General features: G+C 57.2%; 16 protein-coding genes and 1 pseudogene. 11 read left to right on the forward strand and 6 right to left on the reverse strand.

What is annotated here, in order from left to right; all coding sequences use genetic code 11:
* The first annotated feature begins 475 nt into the window (after positions 1–475).
* Together ACHQGU_RS07900 and ACHQGU_RS07905 are read left to right on the forward strand one after the other, a co-directional pair.
* Entirely contained in the window at positions 476–1549 is a 1074-nt protein-coding gene (locus tag ACHQGU_RS07900) for an alkene reductase (protein WP_395494577.1), read from the forward strand.
* A gap of 11 nt (positions 1550–1560) precedes the next feature.
* Positions 1561–2031 (forward strand): hypothetical protein, encoded by a 471-nt coding sequence (locus ACHQGU_RS07905; protein WP_395494578.1) that lies wholly within the window; start codon positions 1561–1563, stop codon positions 2029–2031.
* Here ACHQGU_RS07905 and ACHQGU_RS07910 read toward each other — a convergent pair.
* The 5 genes from ACHQGU_RS07910 to ACHQGU_RS07930 form a co-directional block, all read right to left on the reverse strand.
* Entirely contained in the window at positions 1982–3640 is a 1659-nt protein-coding gene (locus ACHQGU_RS07910) for a recombinase family protein (RefSeq protein ID WP_395494579.1), read from the reverse strand. The genes ACHQGU_RS07905 and ACHQGU_RS07910 overlap by 50 nt on opposite strands.
* Positions 3637–3858: a hypothetical protein gene (locus ACHQGU_RS07915; RefSeq protein ID WP_395494580.1), complete on the reverse strand. Its 222-nt coding sequence runs from the start codon at positions 3856–3858 to the stop codon at positions 3637–3639. Before ACHQGU_RS07915 ends, ACHQGU_RS07910 begins: the two co-directional genes overlap by 4 nt.
* A 327-nt stretch (positions 3859–4185) precedes the next feature.
* On the reverse strand, positions 4186–4824 hold the full coding sequence (locus ACHQGU_RS07920; protein ID WP_395494581.1) for a hypothetical protein: 639 nt from the start codon (positions 4822–4824) through the stop codon (positions 4186–4188).
* Between the two features lie 123 nt (positions 4825–4947).
* Positions 4948–5169 (reverse strand): hypothetical protein, encoded by a 222-nt coding sequence (locus ACHQGU_RS07925; RefSeq protein WP_045542134.1) that lies wholly within the window; start codon positions 5167–5169, stop codon positions 4948–4950.
* Between the two features lie 106 nt (positions 5170–5275).
* Positions 5276–5572, reverse strand: a complete 297-nt coding sequence (locus ACHQGU_RS07930; protein ID WP_395494582.1) for a hypothetical protein — start codon at positions 5570–5572, stop codon at positions 5276–5278.
* A gap of 186 nt (positions 5573–5758) precedes the next feature.
* Between ACHQGU_RS07930 and ACHQGU_RS07935 the strand changes: the two are divergent.
* The 6 genes and pseudogenes from ACHQGU_RS07935 to ACHQGU_RS07960 all read left to right on the forward strand — a co-directional run.
* Positions 5759–6007, forward strand: a pseudogene (locus ACHQGU_RS07935) (hypothetical protein); the annotation flags it as partial.
* 245 nt (positions 6008–6252) lie between these two features.
* On the forward strand, positions 6253–6663 hold the full coding sequence (locus ACHQGU_RS07940) for an AAA family ATPase (RefSeq protein ID WP_395494583.1): 411 nt from the start codon (positions 6253–6255) through the stop codon (positions 6661–6663).
* On the forward strand, positions 6572–7432 hold the full coding sequence (locus ACHQGU_RS07945) for a DUF1837 domain-containing protein (protein ID WP_395494584.1): 861 nt from the start codon (positions 6572–6574) through the stop codon (positions 7430–7432). The genes ACHQGU_RS07940 and ACHQGU_RS07945 overlap by 92 nt, the downstream gene beginning before the upstream one ends.
* Positions 7419–10922: a DEAD/DEAH box helicase gene (locus ACHQGU_RS07950; protein ID WP_395494585.1), complete on the forward strand. Its 3504-nt coding sequence runs from the start codon at positions 7419–7421 to the stop codon at positions 10920–10922. The genes ACHQGU_RS07945 and ACHQGU_RS07950 overlap by 14 nt, the downstream gene beginning before the upstream one ends.
* 38 nt (positions 10923–10960) lie before the next feature.
* The gene (locus ACHQGU_RS07955) at positions 10961–11617 is read left to right on the forward strand and encodes a hypothetical protein (protein ID WP_395494586.1); all 657 of its coding nucleotides are present in this window, start codon (positions 10961–10963) and stop codon (positions 11615–11617) included.
* The gene (locus tag ACHQGU_RS07960; protein WP_395494587.1) at positions 11617–12306 is read left to right on the forward strand and encodes a PIN domain-containing protein; all 690 of its coding nucleotides are present in this window, start codon (positions 11617–11619) and stop codon (positions 12304–12306) included. Before ACHQGU_RS07955 ends, ACHQGU_RS07960 begins: the two co-directional genes overlap by 1 nt.
* Positions 12307–12707: 401 nt before the next feature.
* Here ACHQGU_RS07960 and ACHQGU_RS07965 read toward each other — a convergent pair whose 3' ends face one another.
* On the reverse strand, positions 12708–13316 hold the full coding sequence (locus tag ACHQGU_RS07965) for a TetR/AcrR family transcriptional regulator (protein ID WP_395494588.1): 609 nt from the start codon (positions 13314–13316) through the stop codon (positions 12708–12710).
* Between the two features lie 100 nt (positions 13317–13416).
* Between ACHQGU_RS07965 and ACHQGU_RS07970 the strand changes: the two genes are divergently transcribed.
* The 3 genes from ACHQGU_RS07970 to ACHQGU_RS07980 all read left to right on the forward strand — a co-directional run bounded on the left by ACHQGU_RS07970 (position 13417) and on the right by ACHQGU_RS07980 (position 15966).
* The gene (locus tag ACHQGU_RS07970; protein WP_395494589.1) at positions 13417–14823 is read left to right on the forward strand and encodes a coniferyl aldehyde dehydrogenase; all 1407 of its coding nucleotides are present in this window, start codon (positions 13417–13419) and stop codon (positions 14821–14823) included.
* Complete coding sequence (locus ACHQGU_RS07975; RefSeq protein WP_395494590.1) at positions 14820–15491, forward strand: NAD-dependent epimerase/dehydratase family protein; 672 nt, start codon at positions 14820–14822, stop codon at positions 15489–15491. The genes ACHQGU_RS07970 and ACHQGU_RS07975 overlap by 4 nt, the downstream gene beginning before the upstream one ends.
* A 79-nt stretch (positions 15492–15570) precedes the next feature.
* Complete coding sequence (locus ACHQGU_RS07980) at positions 15571–15966, forward strand: hypothetical protein (protein WP_395494591.1); 396 nt, start codon at positions 15571–15573, stop codon at positions 15964–15966.
* Positions 15967–15971: the final 5 nt, after the last annotated feature.

Raw genomic sequence — 15971 nt, forward strand, 5'->3', positions numbered from 1 at the left:
CGGAGCTTGCGTTTCCTTCCTGGCGTCATTCAAAAAAGCCAGTTTGTGTAACTGGACAGGCGGCTTGAGCTGGCTGGCTACCTGATCTACAGCTCAAAATATATTATCGCAAAAGAGATAAAGAGCACTCACCATCACAAAGGCTTGAGCATCACGGCGGTCTTTAATCAGGCACTCCAGCTTTCTCCCAGAGAAGGCCCCCTCCAGAAAAATCAACATCTCCTGTGAAACAGCAACAACGGAAAGCCGCTCTTCAGGATTAACTTTCTCTGAGAACAGCCTGACCGGTATTTTCAGTTTTAAATACAGGATTAGAGAAAATTACCGAATTCGCCCCAATTCTACAGCGTCCTGCGGGTGAAAGCTCTTTTCGGCATCCTCTTCCAATCCGTGAGCTTAGAAACACGTCTCTTATTGTAATCGACGAGAGATCTCCCCAACTCATAAGAAGCGCGTCTTTTAGGAAGGATCTGTCATGCCCAGCCTGTTTGAGCCGATTAAACTGGGAAGCATTTACGCCAAAAACAGAATTCTCATGGCGCCGCTGACGCGCGGCAGAGCGACCCGTGAGCATGTTCCTACCCCCATCATGGCCGAATATTATGCGCAACGTGCCGGCGCTGGTTTGATCATCTCGGAAGCAACCGGAATCAGCCGGGAAGGTCTTGGATGGCCGTATGCGCCTGGCCTGTGGTCTCAGGAGCAGGTAGACGCCTGGAAGCCCGTTACGGCGGCTGTGCATGCAAAGGGCGGAAAGATTGTGGCCCAGCTCTGGCATATGGGACGCATGGTGCATTCCAGCGTGACAGGTCAACAGCCTGTATCCTCCTCGGCTACAAAGGCCCCTGAGCCACTCCATACTTACGACGGCAAGCAGGCCCCCGAAATTGCACGTCCCCTGACCAAAGATGACATTGCCCGTATCCTGAACGATTACAAAAAAGCCGCCCGCAATGCTTTGGACGCTGGCTTTGATGGTGTCCAGATTCACGCAGCCAATGGTTATCTGATAGATGAGTTTTTACGAGACGGCACCAACCATCGTTCGGACGAATATGGTGGTTCTCCGGAGAATCGTATCCGTTTTCTGCGTGACGTTACGGAACGGGTGATCGCTACGATTGGCGCGGATAGAACGTCCGTAAGGCTTTCACCCAATGGCGACACACAAGGTTGCATCGACAGCCATCCCGAGCAGGTTTTCGTACCAGCTGCAAAACTTCTCAACGATCTCGATATTGCTTTTCTCGAGCTACGCGAACCCGGCCCCAATGGCACATTCGGCAAGACTAATCAGCCAAAACTACACGGTCCGATCCGCGAAGTCTTCACAAAACCATTGGTTCTAAATCAGGATTACACACGGGACGAAGCAATTGATGCGGTTGCAACCGGTGTGGCTGACGCCATCGCATTCGGCCGGCCTTTCCTTGCTAACCCAGATCTGGTGCACCGCCTGGAAAACAACCTTCCCTTGAACAAGGACGATATCCGCACTTGGTACACGCAAGGAGAAGAAGGCTATACCGATTATCTATGTGCGCAGTAAACCGTCTTCGCATGGAGAAAGGTGCGGATCTGATTGCCATGCGATCGGAACTTCCGAAGACCGAGCGCGAACTGAACAAGGCCGTTCAGGCGATCCTCGATGGCTTTGCCAGTTCTGCTCTCAAGACACGCATGGAGCAACTTGAAGCGCGCAAGGCCGAGATCGAAGCACGTCTGGCTGACGCGTCGTCTCCTCCACCACTCCTTCATCCGAACATGGCGGAGCTGTATCGCCAGAAGATCGGTGCCCTCCACGACAATCTGCAAAACAAAGCCACCGGGACGCAGGCCAGAGAAGCCATCCGTTCTCTGATCACCCGGATCAGGCTCATTCGTCGCCTACAGCAGACCCATGTGTGTTTTGGCCTTAACCAAAGCGCTATTTCCCGGCTGCATTTCTGCATCGGGTTAGGGTTTGGATTTGGATTTGGATTTATTTGTAGGGGATATGATTGCGGGGGCCTGCGACCGCCGCCGTCATAAAACGAGGTTCCCTCTGGTTTCCGTTGGCATGGGCGAGATCAAGGATCCCCATCAACTCGCCGCGTAGAGAGATATGAACCTCGCCCCGCTTCTCGCCGGGGTTGAGCACGATCCCACCAATCAGCGAGCGAATGGCCTCTGCGGCCTCCCTGCCCCCATCCGGGTCGTCCAGCTCCTCGGTGAACCGCTCCACGTTGCGCCGGTAGTGGGTGTCCATGTGGGGATGCATATCTGGAATATCGGCAGGTGCTTGCGCCAGACGCTCCATGATGTCCGCCTTCTGGCGTTCCAGGTCATCCATCCGCGCCTTCATGGAGGGTTGATACATCCCCTCCTCAATGGCGGCGATGATGCCTTGAATGCCACGCTCAATCTTTTCCAACGCCTTGCGGTCCGCGACGGCCTGTCCGCGCCGTTCGTGGTTGAGCCGGTTCACTTCCTCCGCGAATGCCCGCACCGCCTCGGCTACGCTGTCAGACGATACCAGCCGGTCTTTCAGTCCCACCAGAACCCGCTCTTCGATCCGTTGGCGCGGGATGGTGCGGTTATTCGCGCAGGTGCCCCGGCGATGGTGGTTCAGACAGCCGAACCGGCTGTTGACGATCAGGCCCACCCTACCACCACAGCAGCCGCAGGACAGAAGGCCGGAAAGAAGAGAGACAGGTCGGTTCGCCAGATGCAGCCGCCGGGCGCGGCCTTCCAGCGTGTTCGTCGGGCAAGGGCCGACTTTCTCCTCTATGGCCTTCTGTCGCAGTCGCACCGCCTGCCACAGGTCATCATCCACGATTTTGAGATGCGGAACTTCGGTCTTGACCCACTGGCTTTCTGGATTGGGGCGGGACACCCGCTTGCCCGTGTTCGGGTCTTTGATGAAGCGTTGGCGGTTCCACACCAGCACGCCCACGTATAACTTGTTGTTTATGACCCCTGTTCCGCGCGAGACATGGCCCCGGATCGACGTATCACCCCAAGCGCGGCCCAGCGGGCCGGGGATACCCTCATTGTTCAACGCCACAGCGATCGATCGGGGGCTTTGCCCGGCGGCGAAGGCACGGAAGATGCGGCGGATTACCTCAGCTTCCTCGGGGATGATCTCACGATCCCCCCGGATCGCCTCGCCATTGGCGTCCTGCTTCTTCACCACGCGATATCCGTAGCAGAGCCCGCCACCAGCCTTCCCCTTCTCCACCCGGCCCCGAAGCCCGCGATGGGTTTTCATGGCAAGGTCTTTGAGAAACAGCGCGTTCATCGTGCCTTTCAGGCCGACATGCAGTTCCGAGATTTCCCCTTCGGCCAGCGTGACGATGACGACGCCTGCAAAACGCAGGTGTTTGAACAGGGTCGCGACATCAGCCTGATCGCGTGAAATGCGGTCCAGCGCCTCGGCCAATACCACATCGAATTTCCCGGTCTGCGCATCACGAAGTAACGCCTGGATGCCGGGCCGCAGGATCGTGCTCGCCCCTGAAATGGCGGCATCCTGATATGTGCCCCCAATCTGCCATCGCTCCCGCGCCGCGTGCTCACGACAAAGGCGGAACTGGTCCTCAATTGAGCTTTCACTCTGGTTATCTGAGGAATATCTAGCGTACACCGCAACTCGGCTCATGTGCAATCTCCTTCTATCTGAACTTTTTTGGCTTGGTCCTTTGCATTACTGGGCCCGTTGTCATTGGCGGCGGTCAGCGTCGCGAAGTGCTCCCGTGCCATTCTGCGACCGATAAGACTGGCAACTTTAAAAACTGCTTTCTGCACAGCTTTTTCGACACCTTCCGGCGTCAGATTGTCATTCGCGGCAGTGTGCTCTGCCACTTTAGTGTGAGTCATTGGCTTTCCCCTGTCTGGAGCGCATGACGCCACTATTGCACACCGGACTTTAGCAGTAGCCGGAAGGCACGCTACCGCAATTTCATACGCCACGAAAAAGTGATCAAAAATTCTTAATATTTTTTGTCTTTATTTTCAGTATATTGCGCGTTTTTTCGCGACTATCAGGCGTTATGAAACACCTCATCGAAGAATCGAAATTTAGCACAAATTCTGACCCTTCGAAGATACGGGCCAACCCTCATGGGCTGGCCCGTGTCACCGAATAAGCGCTATCCGCTAATGTCTCTTCTTTCTTTCGGTATTTCATTCTTAGATAAAAACGAATTATGCACTTTTTGCGCGTTCAATAGCCTGACGAACCCGCTCTGTCTGTGCGGACACATCGCAGACTTCATCAATATGGATCACCTCTACAGGTGCAACGCCCATGTAGCGCATCAGACGTTCCTCAATACCAATACGGAATTTTTCAGCATTTTCAGAGACCGACTGCCCGGCACTCGTAACGGTCCCGGCAACCTCAATGTAGACTGTGGGGTGTCCTTTGAAATACAGACCGAAATCCGCAAATCCTCTGTTTCCCAATTCTCGAATGGGTGGCTGAACCATAATATTGAGGCCGCTCTCCTGTGCTTGCAGCAGGCGCCGATAAACAGCCAGTTCCACAATGGAGCCGATCCGGTAGTTATTGACGCGAACCTGCTCCTGCCAGGCAGGGAGATCCCGGTGATACGCTGCCACACGCTGACGAAAGGCGCGCCATAAGGCCTTGTCACGGTTATATCGGGCGACCAGTTCGTGGCCTCCATCACAGAACTCCAGCATCTGCGGCGTCGGCGTCACCAGCAGATCATGAGAAAGCTGAGCGTAACGCTCAATGTCGTTCGGACGGAAAAAACCAGCGAACATCCAGGCTGGAAGAGCATTATTAAAACGATCATTGTTCGGTAAAGCGGGTATCATTTGAAGTGTCCGTGAGGTGGACGCACGTTCCCCATTGCTCGGCGAGCATTCTGAGAACATACGTGTATTATGAAAAGGGAAAATTAAGCTGTAGCGGCTTACTGCTCATTCGCAGCATTGGCTTCAGTCATCGCGGGAAGAGGCATCACTACCCAGCACCCTGTTGGCAACCAGCCTGACCTTGTGGCCAACCATGCGTGTCAGGATGACCACGCCTTCCAGGACACTGTCATCCACGTTACCGGCAAGAGCCTCACTAACAGCAAAATCAAGCAGCCTGTGCAGGGCGACAATTTGCATGAGGTCCACCTCGGTGGCGGACGAAATCGTAGTACGATCAGACATTGTTTTCTCTCGTTCAAAGCATGAAGGAACGAGACGCCCCAACCCAATCCTCACTCCCCGACGATGCAGAGAACAAAATCCTATGGGGAATTTAGGGGCGTGCGCCTCAAAAGCCCCCAGTCCTGAAAAATGACACCTTCACACCCGTCATCAGGGCGCACCGCAGGTGCAAGAGACCCGCAATCAGAAAAAAAGAGCGGCTTTGATTTTTGCGTCGCAAAAATGCCGCGATAGAATAAAAAAACGTAGCGATTTCATGCGCTTGCGCAGCATGCGTATGAAATTGCGGTAGCGTGCCCTCACACACGCAAAAGCCGGGACACGCAGGAAAAGGGAAAACGGCTGTTTTCTGGCGTTTTTCAGGAAGCATGACGCCCATGACGCTTTGCATGACACCTGTCATGACACCGTCATGACGGCAGAGATGGCAGTTCCGGACAGTGTCACAGGATGCGTGACACATTCCCGACTGATGTCATGACGCTGTCATTCCAGCCTCTCGGGGAGCGCAGGAAGTGCGATAAAAATGACACCCGAGTGACACCGTCATGACGGTGTCATCCACTCCATGAAGAGAAAATTTACGGGAAATTTCATGTACACTAAACACGCCTTGCTCAATGCGGCCTTCATCACCTTTTCCAAAACGCTGCTGCTCAAGGGCAGCGATAACGTCAGCCGCTTTGGCAAGATCGTCCACTCCTACACCATGCAGCAGGCTGTCTCGGACGACAAAGCCCTGCGTGATTTTATTGATTACATTATTTTGGATGAACAGTGCCATCTGAAGAAGCATAAAATCATAGCCCAGCATTCTGGTCACTTCTGGAACGCGTGATGCCGTAATGAAAGCGCCATAAGGCAAGGCTGCACAGAATGGTGGAAGTTATGCTACAAAAATAGTGCGCTTTGACCGCGATAGGAGGGGAACGGCTGGTCTGCTTTCTGTGGGTTATCGGTAAAACCGGACACTCACATGGACGACCCTCGCAAAGGCTTTCCCCACTCCCTCCCGGATCGCGGCTATTTGACTCCCAACGTACCGAGGCAGATAATCTCAATCTGCTGAATCTTGGAATTGGCATGCACGGACGGTTTGTAGACCAACGGGTGAAAGAAGCTCTTTCGGATACGCCCGTGGTCCTGACCATAGCACCGCGCCGAGTTGCTAAGACTACGCTCGTCCGCAAGGCGGATGAGGCTAGCCGGACCTATATCATGCTGGACGACCAAACGGTTCTTGCCGCCGCTAAATCCGCTCCGACAGGTTTCAGTCGGAGGCTGGTTCAAGCCATTTTCGACGAGATCCAGCGCACGCCTGACTTTTTGTTAGCGATCAAAAAGACGGTCGATGTGGTCTATTCTCAACTGAGACGATTCCTGCTGACGGGGTTCGGCGAACATGCTGACCTTGGCGCGCATGGCCGACAGCTTGGTAGGACGGATGGAAACCATCCAAATAAAGCCAGTAGAGGATCGCATGGGCTTGTATGAAAGCTGGTGTGACGCCACCAAAAACGAAACTAAGCGAAAGCACTATTGGACTTATGTCGAGAAGGACGGCGGACGTGACGAAATTCGCGCTGACCTAGCCGAGACGATCCGTTCACATTACGATCGACTGGAACGCATCGCCGAAGACGTGGAACGGCTCGGCTATAAAATCGCCGCGAAAATTCTCAGCGCGGCGATGCCCCAGACACCCAAGGGACGTTCCGGCGATCTTGGTGAGATTCTCGCGACCGAACTGGTCGAGGAAGAAATCGGCCTACGCGTTCCCGTTCGCCGCCTGCGCTACAAGGATGGTCGCAACATGGCGATGCGCGGCGACGATTTTATTGGCGCGGGATACGATGCGGCTAGCGAAAAGCTATGGCTCCTGAAAGGCGAAGCCAAAAGCAACAAAGTGCTCGGCAAGGCAACGGTCACGAGCGCCCGCAAGGTGCTCGACCGCGACAACGGCCGCTGCACGCCCGATTCCCTACTCTTTGTCGCCAACCGCCTGTTGGAGAGCAATGACCCGGACGACAACGCATTGGGGCGCAGCCTGCGTGACGAGGTGGGCCTAAAGTCCCTTCGCGCCGATCGCATCGATCACATGCTCTTCACTGTGTCTGGCAACGGCCCGCACGCTTCGCTGAAGGACGACCTCGATGCCACAGGGACCAATCGTGACCACTATGTCTTGAACATTCACGTCGAAGATCATCAAGACTTCATCGCAGCCATGTATCAGGAGGCGGAAGACCTTGGAGACGATTGACGAACTGACCGCATTCTTGACGACAGCGACGGCTGACGGTATTCTCGGCCGCCTCCTCTATCGTGGCGCGGCGTGGTCGTTGATGCGCGAAAAAGGGGTGCTGCCAGCGAATGCGCCGCCCCTCGGCGCGACGATAGAAACGGACCTCGCGGAACACGGCTTCGCCCTGCTTCGGGGCGCAATGGCCTTGCGGGCGCAGGCCGGTGCTTCGCCGTTGACCAGCAAAGCATTCGAGCGCGCTGCCAACGCTTTTGAGGCGCTGGTGCGCAACGGCGATCCAGAATCACCCGATCGCGGTTTTCGACGCATCATTGCTGCCGCAGCCTATCACCTGGCTGGCTTCTCGGCCGTCGCCTATTCCCTGTTCAACGAGACGACGGGCGACCTGAATGCGTCTCCGGGCGAGACGGCGATCCAACACCTGATTCTGCGCGATCTTGTCAAGTTACGCGGATATGTTCGCGACTGGCTGGCCGCCGAGGTTCATGGCGATGAGCAGATCGCCGCCGCCCTGACGGGCAAAGAACCCGATATCGATGAAGTGATATCGACGATCCTCAACACGACGATTTGCCGGGCGCTGGCCCATTTTGATTTTGCACTGGAGACCGGCGAACCCGAGCCGATCGAGATCGCGCGCGCGCTTCTGGGCACTGCGGTCAGCCTGGCTGACAACGCGGAAAATGTGCCGCTGTGGTGGATTTCGAACCTCTGCTGCCATCTGATCGACGACCTTTGGCGGCATTCGCTCCACCAGACTCTGCCGACCGAGCCGCCGGAGGGGACGGAGGAAAAATATCCGGACCTGCGACGGCTGTTCATCTCGTCGCTCTATGCGCGCAAGACCTCTGAGGTGGAGTTGTGGCCATCGCAGCGCGAGGCGGCGCAACGCTCCACTGACATCAAGGACGACTTGGTCGTCGCCTTGCCGACCAGCGCCGGCAAGACGCGTGTGGCAGAAATCGCCGCGCTGATGACGCTGTCGTCGGAGCGCCGGGTGTTGATCGTTACGCCATTGCGCGCTTTGTCCGCTCAAACCGAGCGGTCCTTCAGAAAAACCTTCGCGCCCCTCGGCTTCAGCGTCTCTTCGCTTTATGGTGCCAGCGGTCTTTCGGCTGGAGATGAAGATGCCTTGCGCTCCCGTGAAATCATTATTGCGACGCCCGAAAAGCTCGACTTCGCACTGAGAAGCGATCCGTCGCTGATCGATGATGTCGGCCTTATCGTCCTCGATGAAGGCCATATGATCGGCCCGAGCGAGCGCGAAATCCGCTACGAAACGCTGGTGCAGCGCCTGCTGCGTCGCGCGGACGCGGGCGAACGCCGTATCGTCTGTCTCTCCGCCATTCTGCCCAGCGGCGACGAACTGGACGATCTCACCGCCTGGATCCGCTCTGACGAACCGGGCGAGCCGGTACGTTCCGACTGGCGCCCGACGCGGCAGCGGTTTGGTGCGCTCACCTGGCGGGGTAAGGACGCATTGCTCCGGCTCGACCTTGATGACGATGGTCCGTTCCTCGACAAATTCGTGGTGCAGAAACCGGCGCGGGGGAAAGAGAAGAAGCCCTATCCGCGTAAGAACTCGCACCTCGCTTTGTTCGCGGCGTGGGAATTCGCCAGCCAGGGCAAGCGGACTTTGATCTTCTCCACCCAGGCGAATTGGGTCGAGAGCTACGGTAAGCAGGTCGTGGACCTCTGCAAGCGTGGCTATTTAGAGTCGCTGCTGGAGGATGAAGCGTCGATCGCGCGTGCCTTGGAGGTCGGCAAGGAATGGTTGGGCGAAGACCATCCGGCCGTCGCTTGTTTGAAGGCGGGTGTTGCCATCCACCATGGCCGGCTGCCGAGTCCATTCCTTCGTGAACTGGAAGCCCTTTTGTCCGAGGGTGTGCTGAAGGTCATCGTCGCATCGCCGACGCTATCGCAAGGCCTCAACCTCAACGCCGCCGTCCTGTTAGTGCCAGCGCTGTATCGGGCGTCCGAGAAGATCAAAGGCGAGGAGTTCGCGAATGTCGCCGGGCGCGCCGGACGCGCCTTCGTCGATGTTGAAGGCCTCATCGTCCACGTCATGTTCGATAAGATCGACTGGCGAAAGAGGGAATGGAGGAAACTGGTTGCCTCCGCAAAGGCCCGCACGCTGAAAAGCGGCCTCATCCAGATCGTCGCCGAAATTCTTGAGCGCTTGTCACGAGAGGGTGTGCTGGATCGTGATGACGCTTGGGAATATCTCGCCAATGCCCGCGAAGCCTGGCGATCACCGGCGGAGGAAGCTGCGGTCGCCGAGCGTCTGGCTGCCGGCGCGGAATACGACGATGACGACGACGATGATGAAGACGCGGGCGATGACGAGGAAGAAACCATTGACGAGGAGCCGCTTTCGCAGATCGTCGAACGCCTCGATGCGACCGTGTTCGGTCTGATCGAGGCGCTGGACGCTGATCGGGCCGACCTTCCGAAGCTTCTGGACGAGGCGCTCAAGGGATCGCTTTGGGCGCGCCAGATTGCCCGTGAGGACGAGGACATCGCACCGCTGCACAGAAAGATATTCGAAGCACGCGCCGACCTCATCTGGAAGACCACCACGGCGCAAGGGCGGCGCGGACATTTCGCCATGGGCGTAGGACTTGAGGCGGGTCTCACCATCGACGCCATGGCCGACGAGTTGGCCGAGCTCCTCGACCGCGCAGACGAAGCGGCGTTGAGTGGCGAAATCGACGAACTTGTCGATGCCCTCGGCGGTCTCGGCGACCGCCTGCTGTTCATGCGTCCTTTCATTCCTGACAAGGCGAACGCGTTACCAGCTAATTGGAAGGCAGTCCTAGGCAAATGGGTGTCCGGCGAGGATGTTGCCAAGATCGGGCCGCAGAACATGCGGGCGGTCGAAGATGCCTTTACCTATCGTTTGGTTTGGGCCTTGGAAGCTGTCCGTACCCGCCGCATGTCCCTCGGCTGGACGCCGGATACGGTGGCGGGTGGAGCCGCTGCTGCGGTCGAGACCGGCGTTCCGCAATTCATGATGTCGATGTTGATCCGGGCCGGTCTTCCGTCGAGGCGCGCGGCCATGGCGGCGGTCGAGGACGCCAAACCGGTCTTCGTTACGCCTGCTGAGATGCGGGTCTGGCTCGAATCTGATGAGATCACGGCCTACACCGATGCTGGCGATTGGCCAACGCCCGACACGGCTGCGCTATGGGCGCGGTTCCGAACCGAGGCCCTCAGCGGCGGCATCCAGAAGTGGTCGGTCGAACACTATAAGCGGCTGCTCGACATCGCAGTCGCTCCGCCTGCCGGCCTATATAGGATTGTCACCGATGAGGGTGATGGGCGGACTTGGCTGACGACGCCCGATTACCTGCAGATTGCCGCCTTCAAGAAGCCTGCGGTCGATCCCAAGCCCAGCCTATTTTCGGGTCGATTGCCCGGCAACACAAGACTGGTGGAGGCGCTTCGTGTCGGCCGCGGAAAGCTGCGTTGGCCGCAGGCCGATGCGTAGGAGGCGACAGTAGTCAAAGATGTTCCGAAAGAAGCGATATGACAGATAAACTCGAAGTTTTCCAAGACATGGCCATTCACGGCGAGATCGAGAAGCGGCCTGAACTGCGCGAAGCGTTGATCGCAGCGGCGGTTAGTCCTTGGCGAGTGGATCTGGAACGATCGGCCGAGGTGGCGCGCAACGCTGTAACCTCGGAAGATGTCGTCCTTTTTCGTCGAGATGCCAGCCAAGACCATCCGGCGGCCGGGCTCACCCTATGGGGAACGAAGGACGGCTATTATGTCCCGAATATCGTACCCTTGGAGATGGGGAGTCTCACCTTCGCCCAATACAACGCCGTGCTCACGGATTTTATCGTGCGTATTGCCGCGCCGGTCACTGCCCTATTCGGTTTTACCATTTCGACGACCGAACCTCGGCAGACGCTCGATGATTGGTTGTCAGCAGACGCCGCGCTGAAGCTCAAGCGCTTTTCCGGTGCGGCCAACAAGTCCACGGGAGCAAGTCACCCATTGGATGAACGCCGGTGGTTCGATTTTCTTGTCGCTGTGCATCGCAGCGGCGACAAACCCGGCGCTGACAGGTTGGCACGTTGGCTGCATGAAGTGGACGGCTGGGACGAGGATTCCGCGCATAATCTTGCGGGCGATTTCGAGACCGCAATCGCTCTTCTTGCCTATTATGACGAGCAATAATGCGGATGGACGCACACGCGATTGCATCAGCGGGCGTTCCGGTGCTGTGCATCGACACGTGCTCTATTCTGGACGTCATGCGTGACCCAACACGTGAGACAGCGAAACCCCACGATCGGCAGGCAGCCATCGATCTCGTGACGGCGGCGGAAGCCGGTCGTCTCATATGCCTTATGGCTGAACAGGTGGCGATCGAGTTTTCCGATCATGACCAGCCCGTACAGGATGAGGCCGAACGCAATCTCAAGAAGGTGCGGGAGCAACTCGACCGCATCAACAGGCTCTCCGCAGTCTTTGGCGCTCCGGGTAACGTCAACCTTGCGCATCTTGACGATCATGTCGGTCGTGCAAGAGCGGTTGTCGGGCGTTGGCTTGCCAAGCTCGACAGGGTCGTGCCCAGCCCTCAGACTCCCGCCAAAGCATTTGCGCGGGTCAACGCTTGTATCGCTCCAGCGAGACGCGGCAAGGAGTCCTCCAAAGATTGCCTGGTCTATGAAACCTATCTTGAAGCGGTGTCGATTTTGCGGGGTGCCGGGGTGACGACACCCATCGTTTTCCTTTCGTCGAACACCAATGAATATTTGACAGAGGGCAGGATTTTGAAGCCCGAAATCGCAGCGGAATTCGGTGCAATAAAACTTGACTATGCGCCCAATATGAGTGCGGCCAAGCACGCGCTAGGCCTCTAGTAAAAGAAGATGCCGTGTCAAACGTCCGAGATGGCTTCGTTCGCGACCTAAATACCACCGTGACCCGCCTATAACCGTACAAAACTAAGTATCTTCACAATCCGCAAAGGGGTATGATGATTTCATAGTTCCTATCATCATTGGGCGCTGCTCACCTGATGAGTTTCGAACCTCGAGCGAGTAGGAATGCGCGCGCAAGTTCGCTATCAGGAGTTTCCAGCAGAGTGCTGGATGTTTCATGTCGGATTCCGGGAAACTCTCCCAACCGCCTGATGTCTGACATGAGGCGAAACCGGTAGGTCCGTTGAGCGCGTAGCAAGCAGACAAACTGCTTTGGCCTTCATCTCGAATACTCAAGCAAGCAATTAGCTCTTCGCAAAGCGGACATTGCTTTTGCCCTATCAAACGCTGTCGCACATTCCATCCAGCAACACGTCCAACGCGGCCGGAACCGGCGCTGGTCCGACCTTTTCTTCAAGCAACTGATTACTGATCGCCAGCATGGCCAGACCATGCACCTGCGCCCAGCTTGCTGCTGCCAGCGCCCGAATAGCGACGGGACGGAAGCTGCCATCCTCTTCGCCCTTCTGCAGAAGTTCCAGAAGTATTCCGAATGTATCCATGGCCGCGTCATGCAACTGCGGGTCTATCGTCTTATCCGCATCGGAACTGAACATCAGCCGATAAAGACCGGGATTTTGACATGCAAATTCAATACAGGCCTGCGCTGTGACCGTGAATTGTGCACGCGTGGAAGGTAGGTCCAAGGACATAGCTTCCTGCATGGTCTCTCCAAGCCTGACGAAGCCAATCCGGGCCAGTTCCCGAAGCAGTTCTTCCCTGTCCCGGAAATGCTTGTAAGGGGCAGCGTGACTGACGCCCGTGCGCCGCGCCACCTCCCTTAGGGTGAAGGTCCAGTTCTGGTCTGCGGCCAGCATGGCGAGCGCCGTGTCAATAAGGGCACGGCGGAGATCGCCGTGATGGTAGGGGCGATCCTTGGTTTCACTCATTCGTGAGGTCCATGTTTACGGAAGAAACTTTCATTGACACCGGCTTGTTGTGCTCCATATCCTGCCTACATAAGTTTCTCATGTAAACATGGAGGGCGCAATGTCCGATGCTACGCCCGCTGACCTGCACCGTATTCTCAACCGCCAGCGCGCCGCATTCCTGCTGGCCGGCCCACCCGATCTAAAGCAGCGTCGGGCCGATCTGCGGCGTCTGAAAGCCGAAATCCTGAAGCGGCGGACCGAGATCGTATGCGCCCTGAAAACGGATTTCGGTCAGCGGTCCGAACGGGAAAGCGCCATTGTGGAACTGATCCCGCTGGTGCAGTCGATCAATTATATGATCCGGCATGTCGGATGCTGGATGAAGCCGGAACGCCGACACGTGTCGGCCTATTTCCAGTGCGGTCGCGCCTGGGTGGTCCGGCAACCGGTGGGCGTCGTAGGGATTATCGCCCCGTGGAATTATCCGGTCTCGCTGGCCCTCGTGCCGCTGGCGACGGCGATTGCCGCCGGCAACCGGGCCATGCTCAAACCCTCGGAATTCACCCCGGCCACATCGGCTGTGATCGGAAAGATTGTTCAGGCCATTTTTTCACCGGAGCAGGTTTCCGTCGTCACGGGGGACGGTGAAGTGGGCGCGGCGTTCTCGGCGTTGCCGTTCGATCATATCCTGTTCACCGGCAGCACAACAGTCGGAAAGAAGGTTGCTGAAGCGGCGGCGCGCAATCTGACGCCCGTTACCCTGGAACTGGGCGGCAAGTCTCCCGTGGTGATCGAGCCCGGTTTTTCCATGCAGCGGGTGGCAGACCGTGTGGTGTTCGGCAAGCTGACCAATGCCGGGCAGACCTGTATCGCGCCGGATTATGTGCTGGTTCATGAAAACGACAGGGAAATATTTGCCAAAGCCTGGCAGGAGGCCGTGAAAAAGCAGCATCCGGGTGGTTACGCCGGCTCTCCGGATTACACAGCCATCCTCAACGCGCACCATTACGCGCGACTGACCGGCCTGATCGACAATGCCGCTGCGCAGGGCGCACAGGTGATCCGTCTGGGGAGTAATTCAGATGAGAGCCATGTGCTGGCACCCGTGCTGCTGTTGGATGTGACACCGCAAATGGCAGTGATGCAGGAGGAGATTTTCGGACCGGTCCTGCCTGTGTTGACCTACCGCACACTGGACGAGGCAGTTGCCTTCATCAACGCGCGCCCCCGGCCTCTGGCCCTGTATTATTTTGGCGACAACCGCTCTAAACGCGACAGACTTCTGAAGCACACGGTTTCCGGAAACGTGACGATCAACGGCACCCTGCTGCACATTGCGCAGGACGATCTGCCCTTTGGCGGCGTGGGGGACAGCGGCATCGGAGCCTATCACGGGAAGGAAGGCTTCATCGCGCTCACCCATGCCCGTGGCGTTTACAAACAGGGCCGCCTCAACGCGGCAACGCTGCTTCAGCCGCCGTTCGGCAAGCTCACCGACGCCATCACAAATCTGATCCTGCGATGACAACGCGCGTTCTGCTTGTCGGTGGTACCGGCCTCATCGGACGTTCTGTCGATGTGGACCTCGCCACGCGGCCAGATACCGTCGTCACCAGCCTGACGCGTCGAAAATCATCGGGCTCCGATCATGTCATTGATTTTGAACGGCTGTGTTCTGCGCCCGAAATGACATTGCGTGATGTGGCTCCTTCCGGAATTGATGTGGCGATTTCCTGTCTGGGCACGACAATTCGTGCTGCGGGATCGCGGACGGCGATGTTTCGCGTCGATCACGACTACGTCCTCACTTTCGCCAGAGGCGCATACGCATCTGGCGCGCGCCAGTTCATTCTTGTTTCCTCTGTGGGGGCCGGTGGTCCCGGTTTTTACCTCAGAACCAAGGGCGCGATCGAGCGTGACGTCAGGGCGCTTGGTTTCCGTCGCGTGGACATCCTGCGCCCCGGAATGCTGCTGGGCCATCGGGCAGAGGCACGGCCGATGGAGGTAATCGGTCAACGACTGGTGGCGGCCCTTGCGCCGCTCATGGTCGGCAGGCTTTCCCGATATGGCGCGATTGACGCGAAAACCGTCGCGAAGGCGATTGTCGGTCTCGTGGGCCGGACGGGCGATGGATACCGGACGTATGACAATGCGGATCTGCACCGTATCGCCAGTCAGATTGTCAGCCGATGAGTAGTGCCCGGTCGGGATCAGTCTGGACATTTTTACTCAGCCTTCGAGCCGACCGGCGGAACAAACGAAAAACATCACAATGAAAAACACGAGATCTGCCACCCTGTTCATGATTGTTGCCGGGCTGTACAACATCGCTGGCATCCTGACATTCAGCCAGTTCTTTACGAGCGATGCACTGACCCGACTTGATCCGGAGACATTTTCCACACTCGGCATGGTCTCGATCATGCTATGGGGCTTTGCCTATCTCTCCGTTAGCCGCATCTTCAGTCAGGCACGCCCGCTGCTGTGCGTGTTCTTCGTGGAGAAGATGATCTACGCCTTCCTGTGGGCAAGATGGCTTCTGGCCCACCATGCGATGCTCGACCAGGCCTCATGGATGGCGCGGTTTTTCTTCAGTATTTACGGGTTGGGCGACTTTCTGTTCGGTCTCGGCTTCGCGTTTCTTGCACTGCGAAGAAACAGACCATAGCAATT

The organism is Acetobacter sp. KSO5 (assembly GCF_044094635.1).
GTDB classification, from domain to species: Bacteria; Pseudomonadota; Alphaproteobacteria; order Acetobacterales; family Acetobacteraceae; genus Acetobacter; species Acetobacter cerevisiae.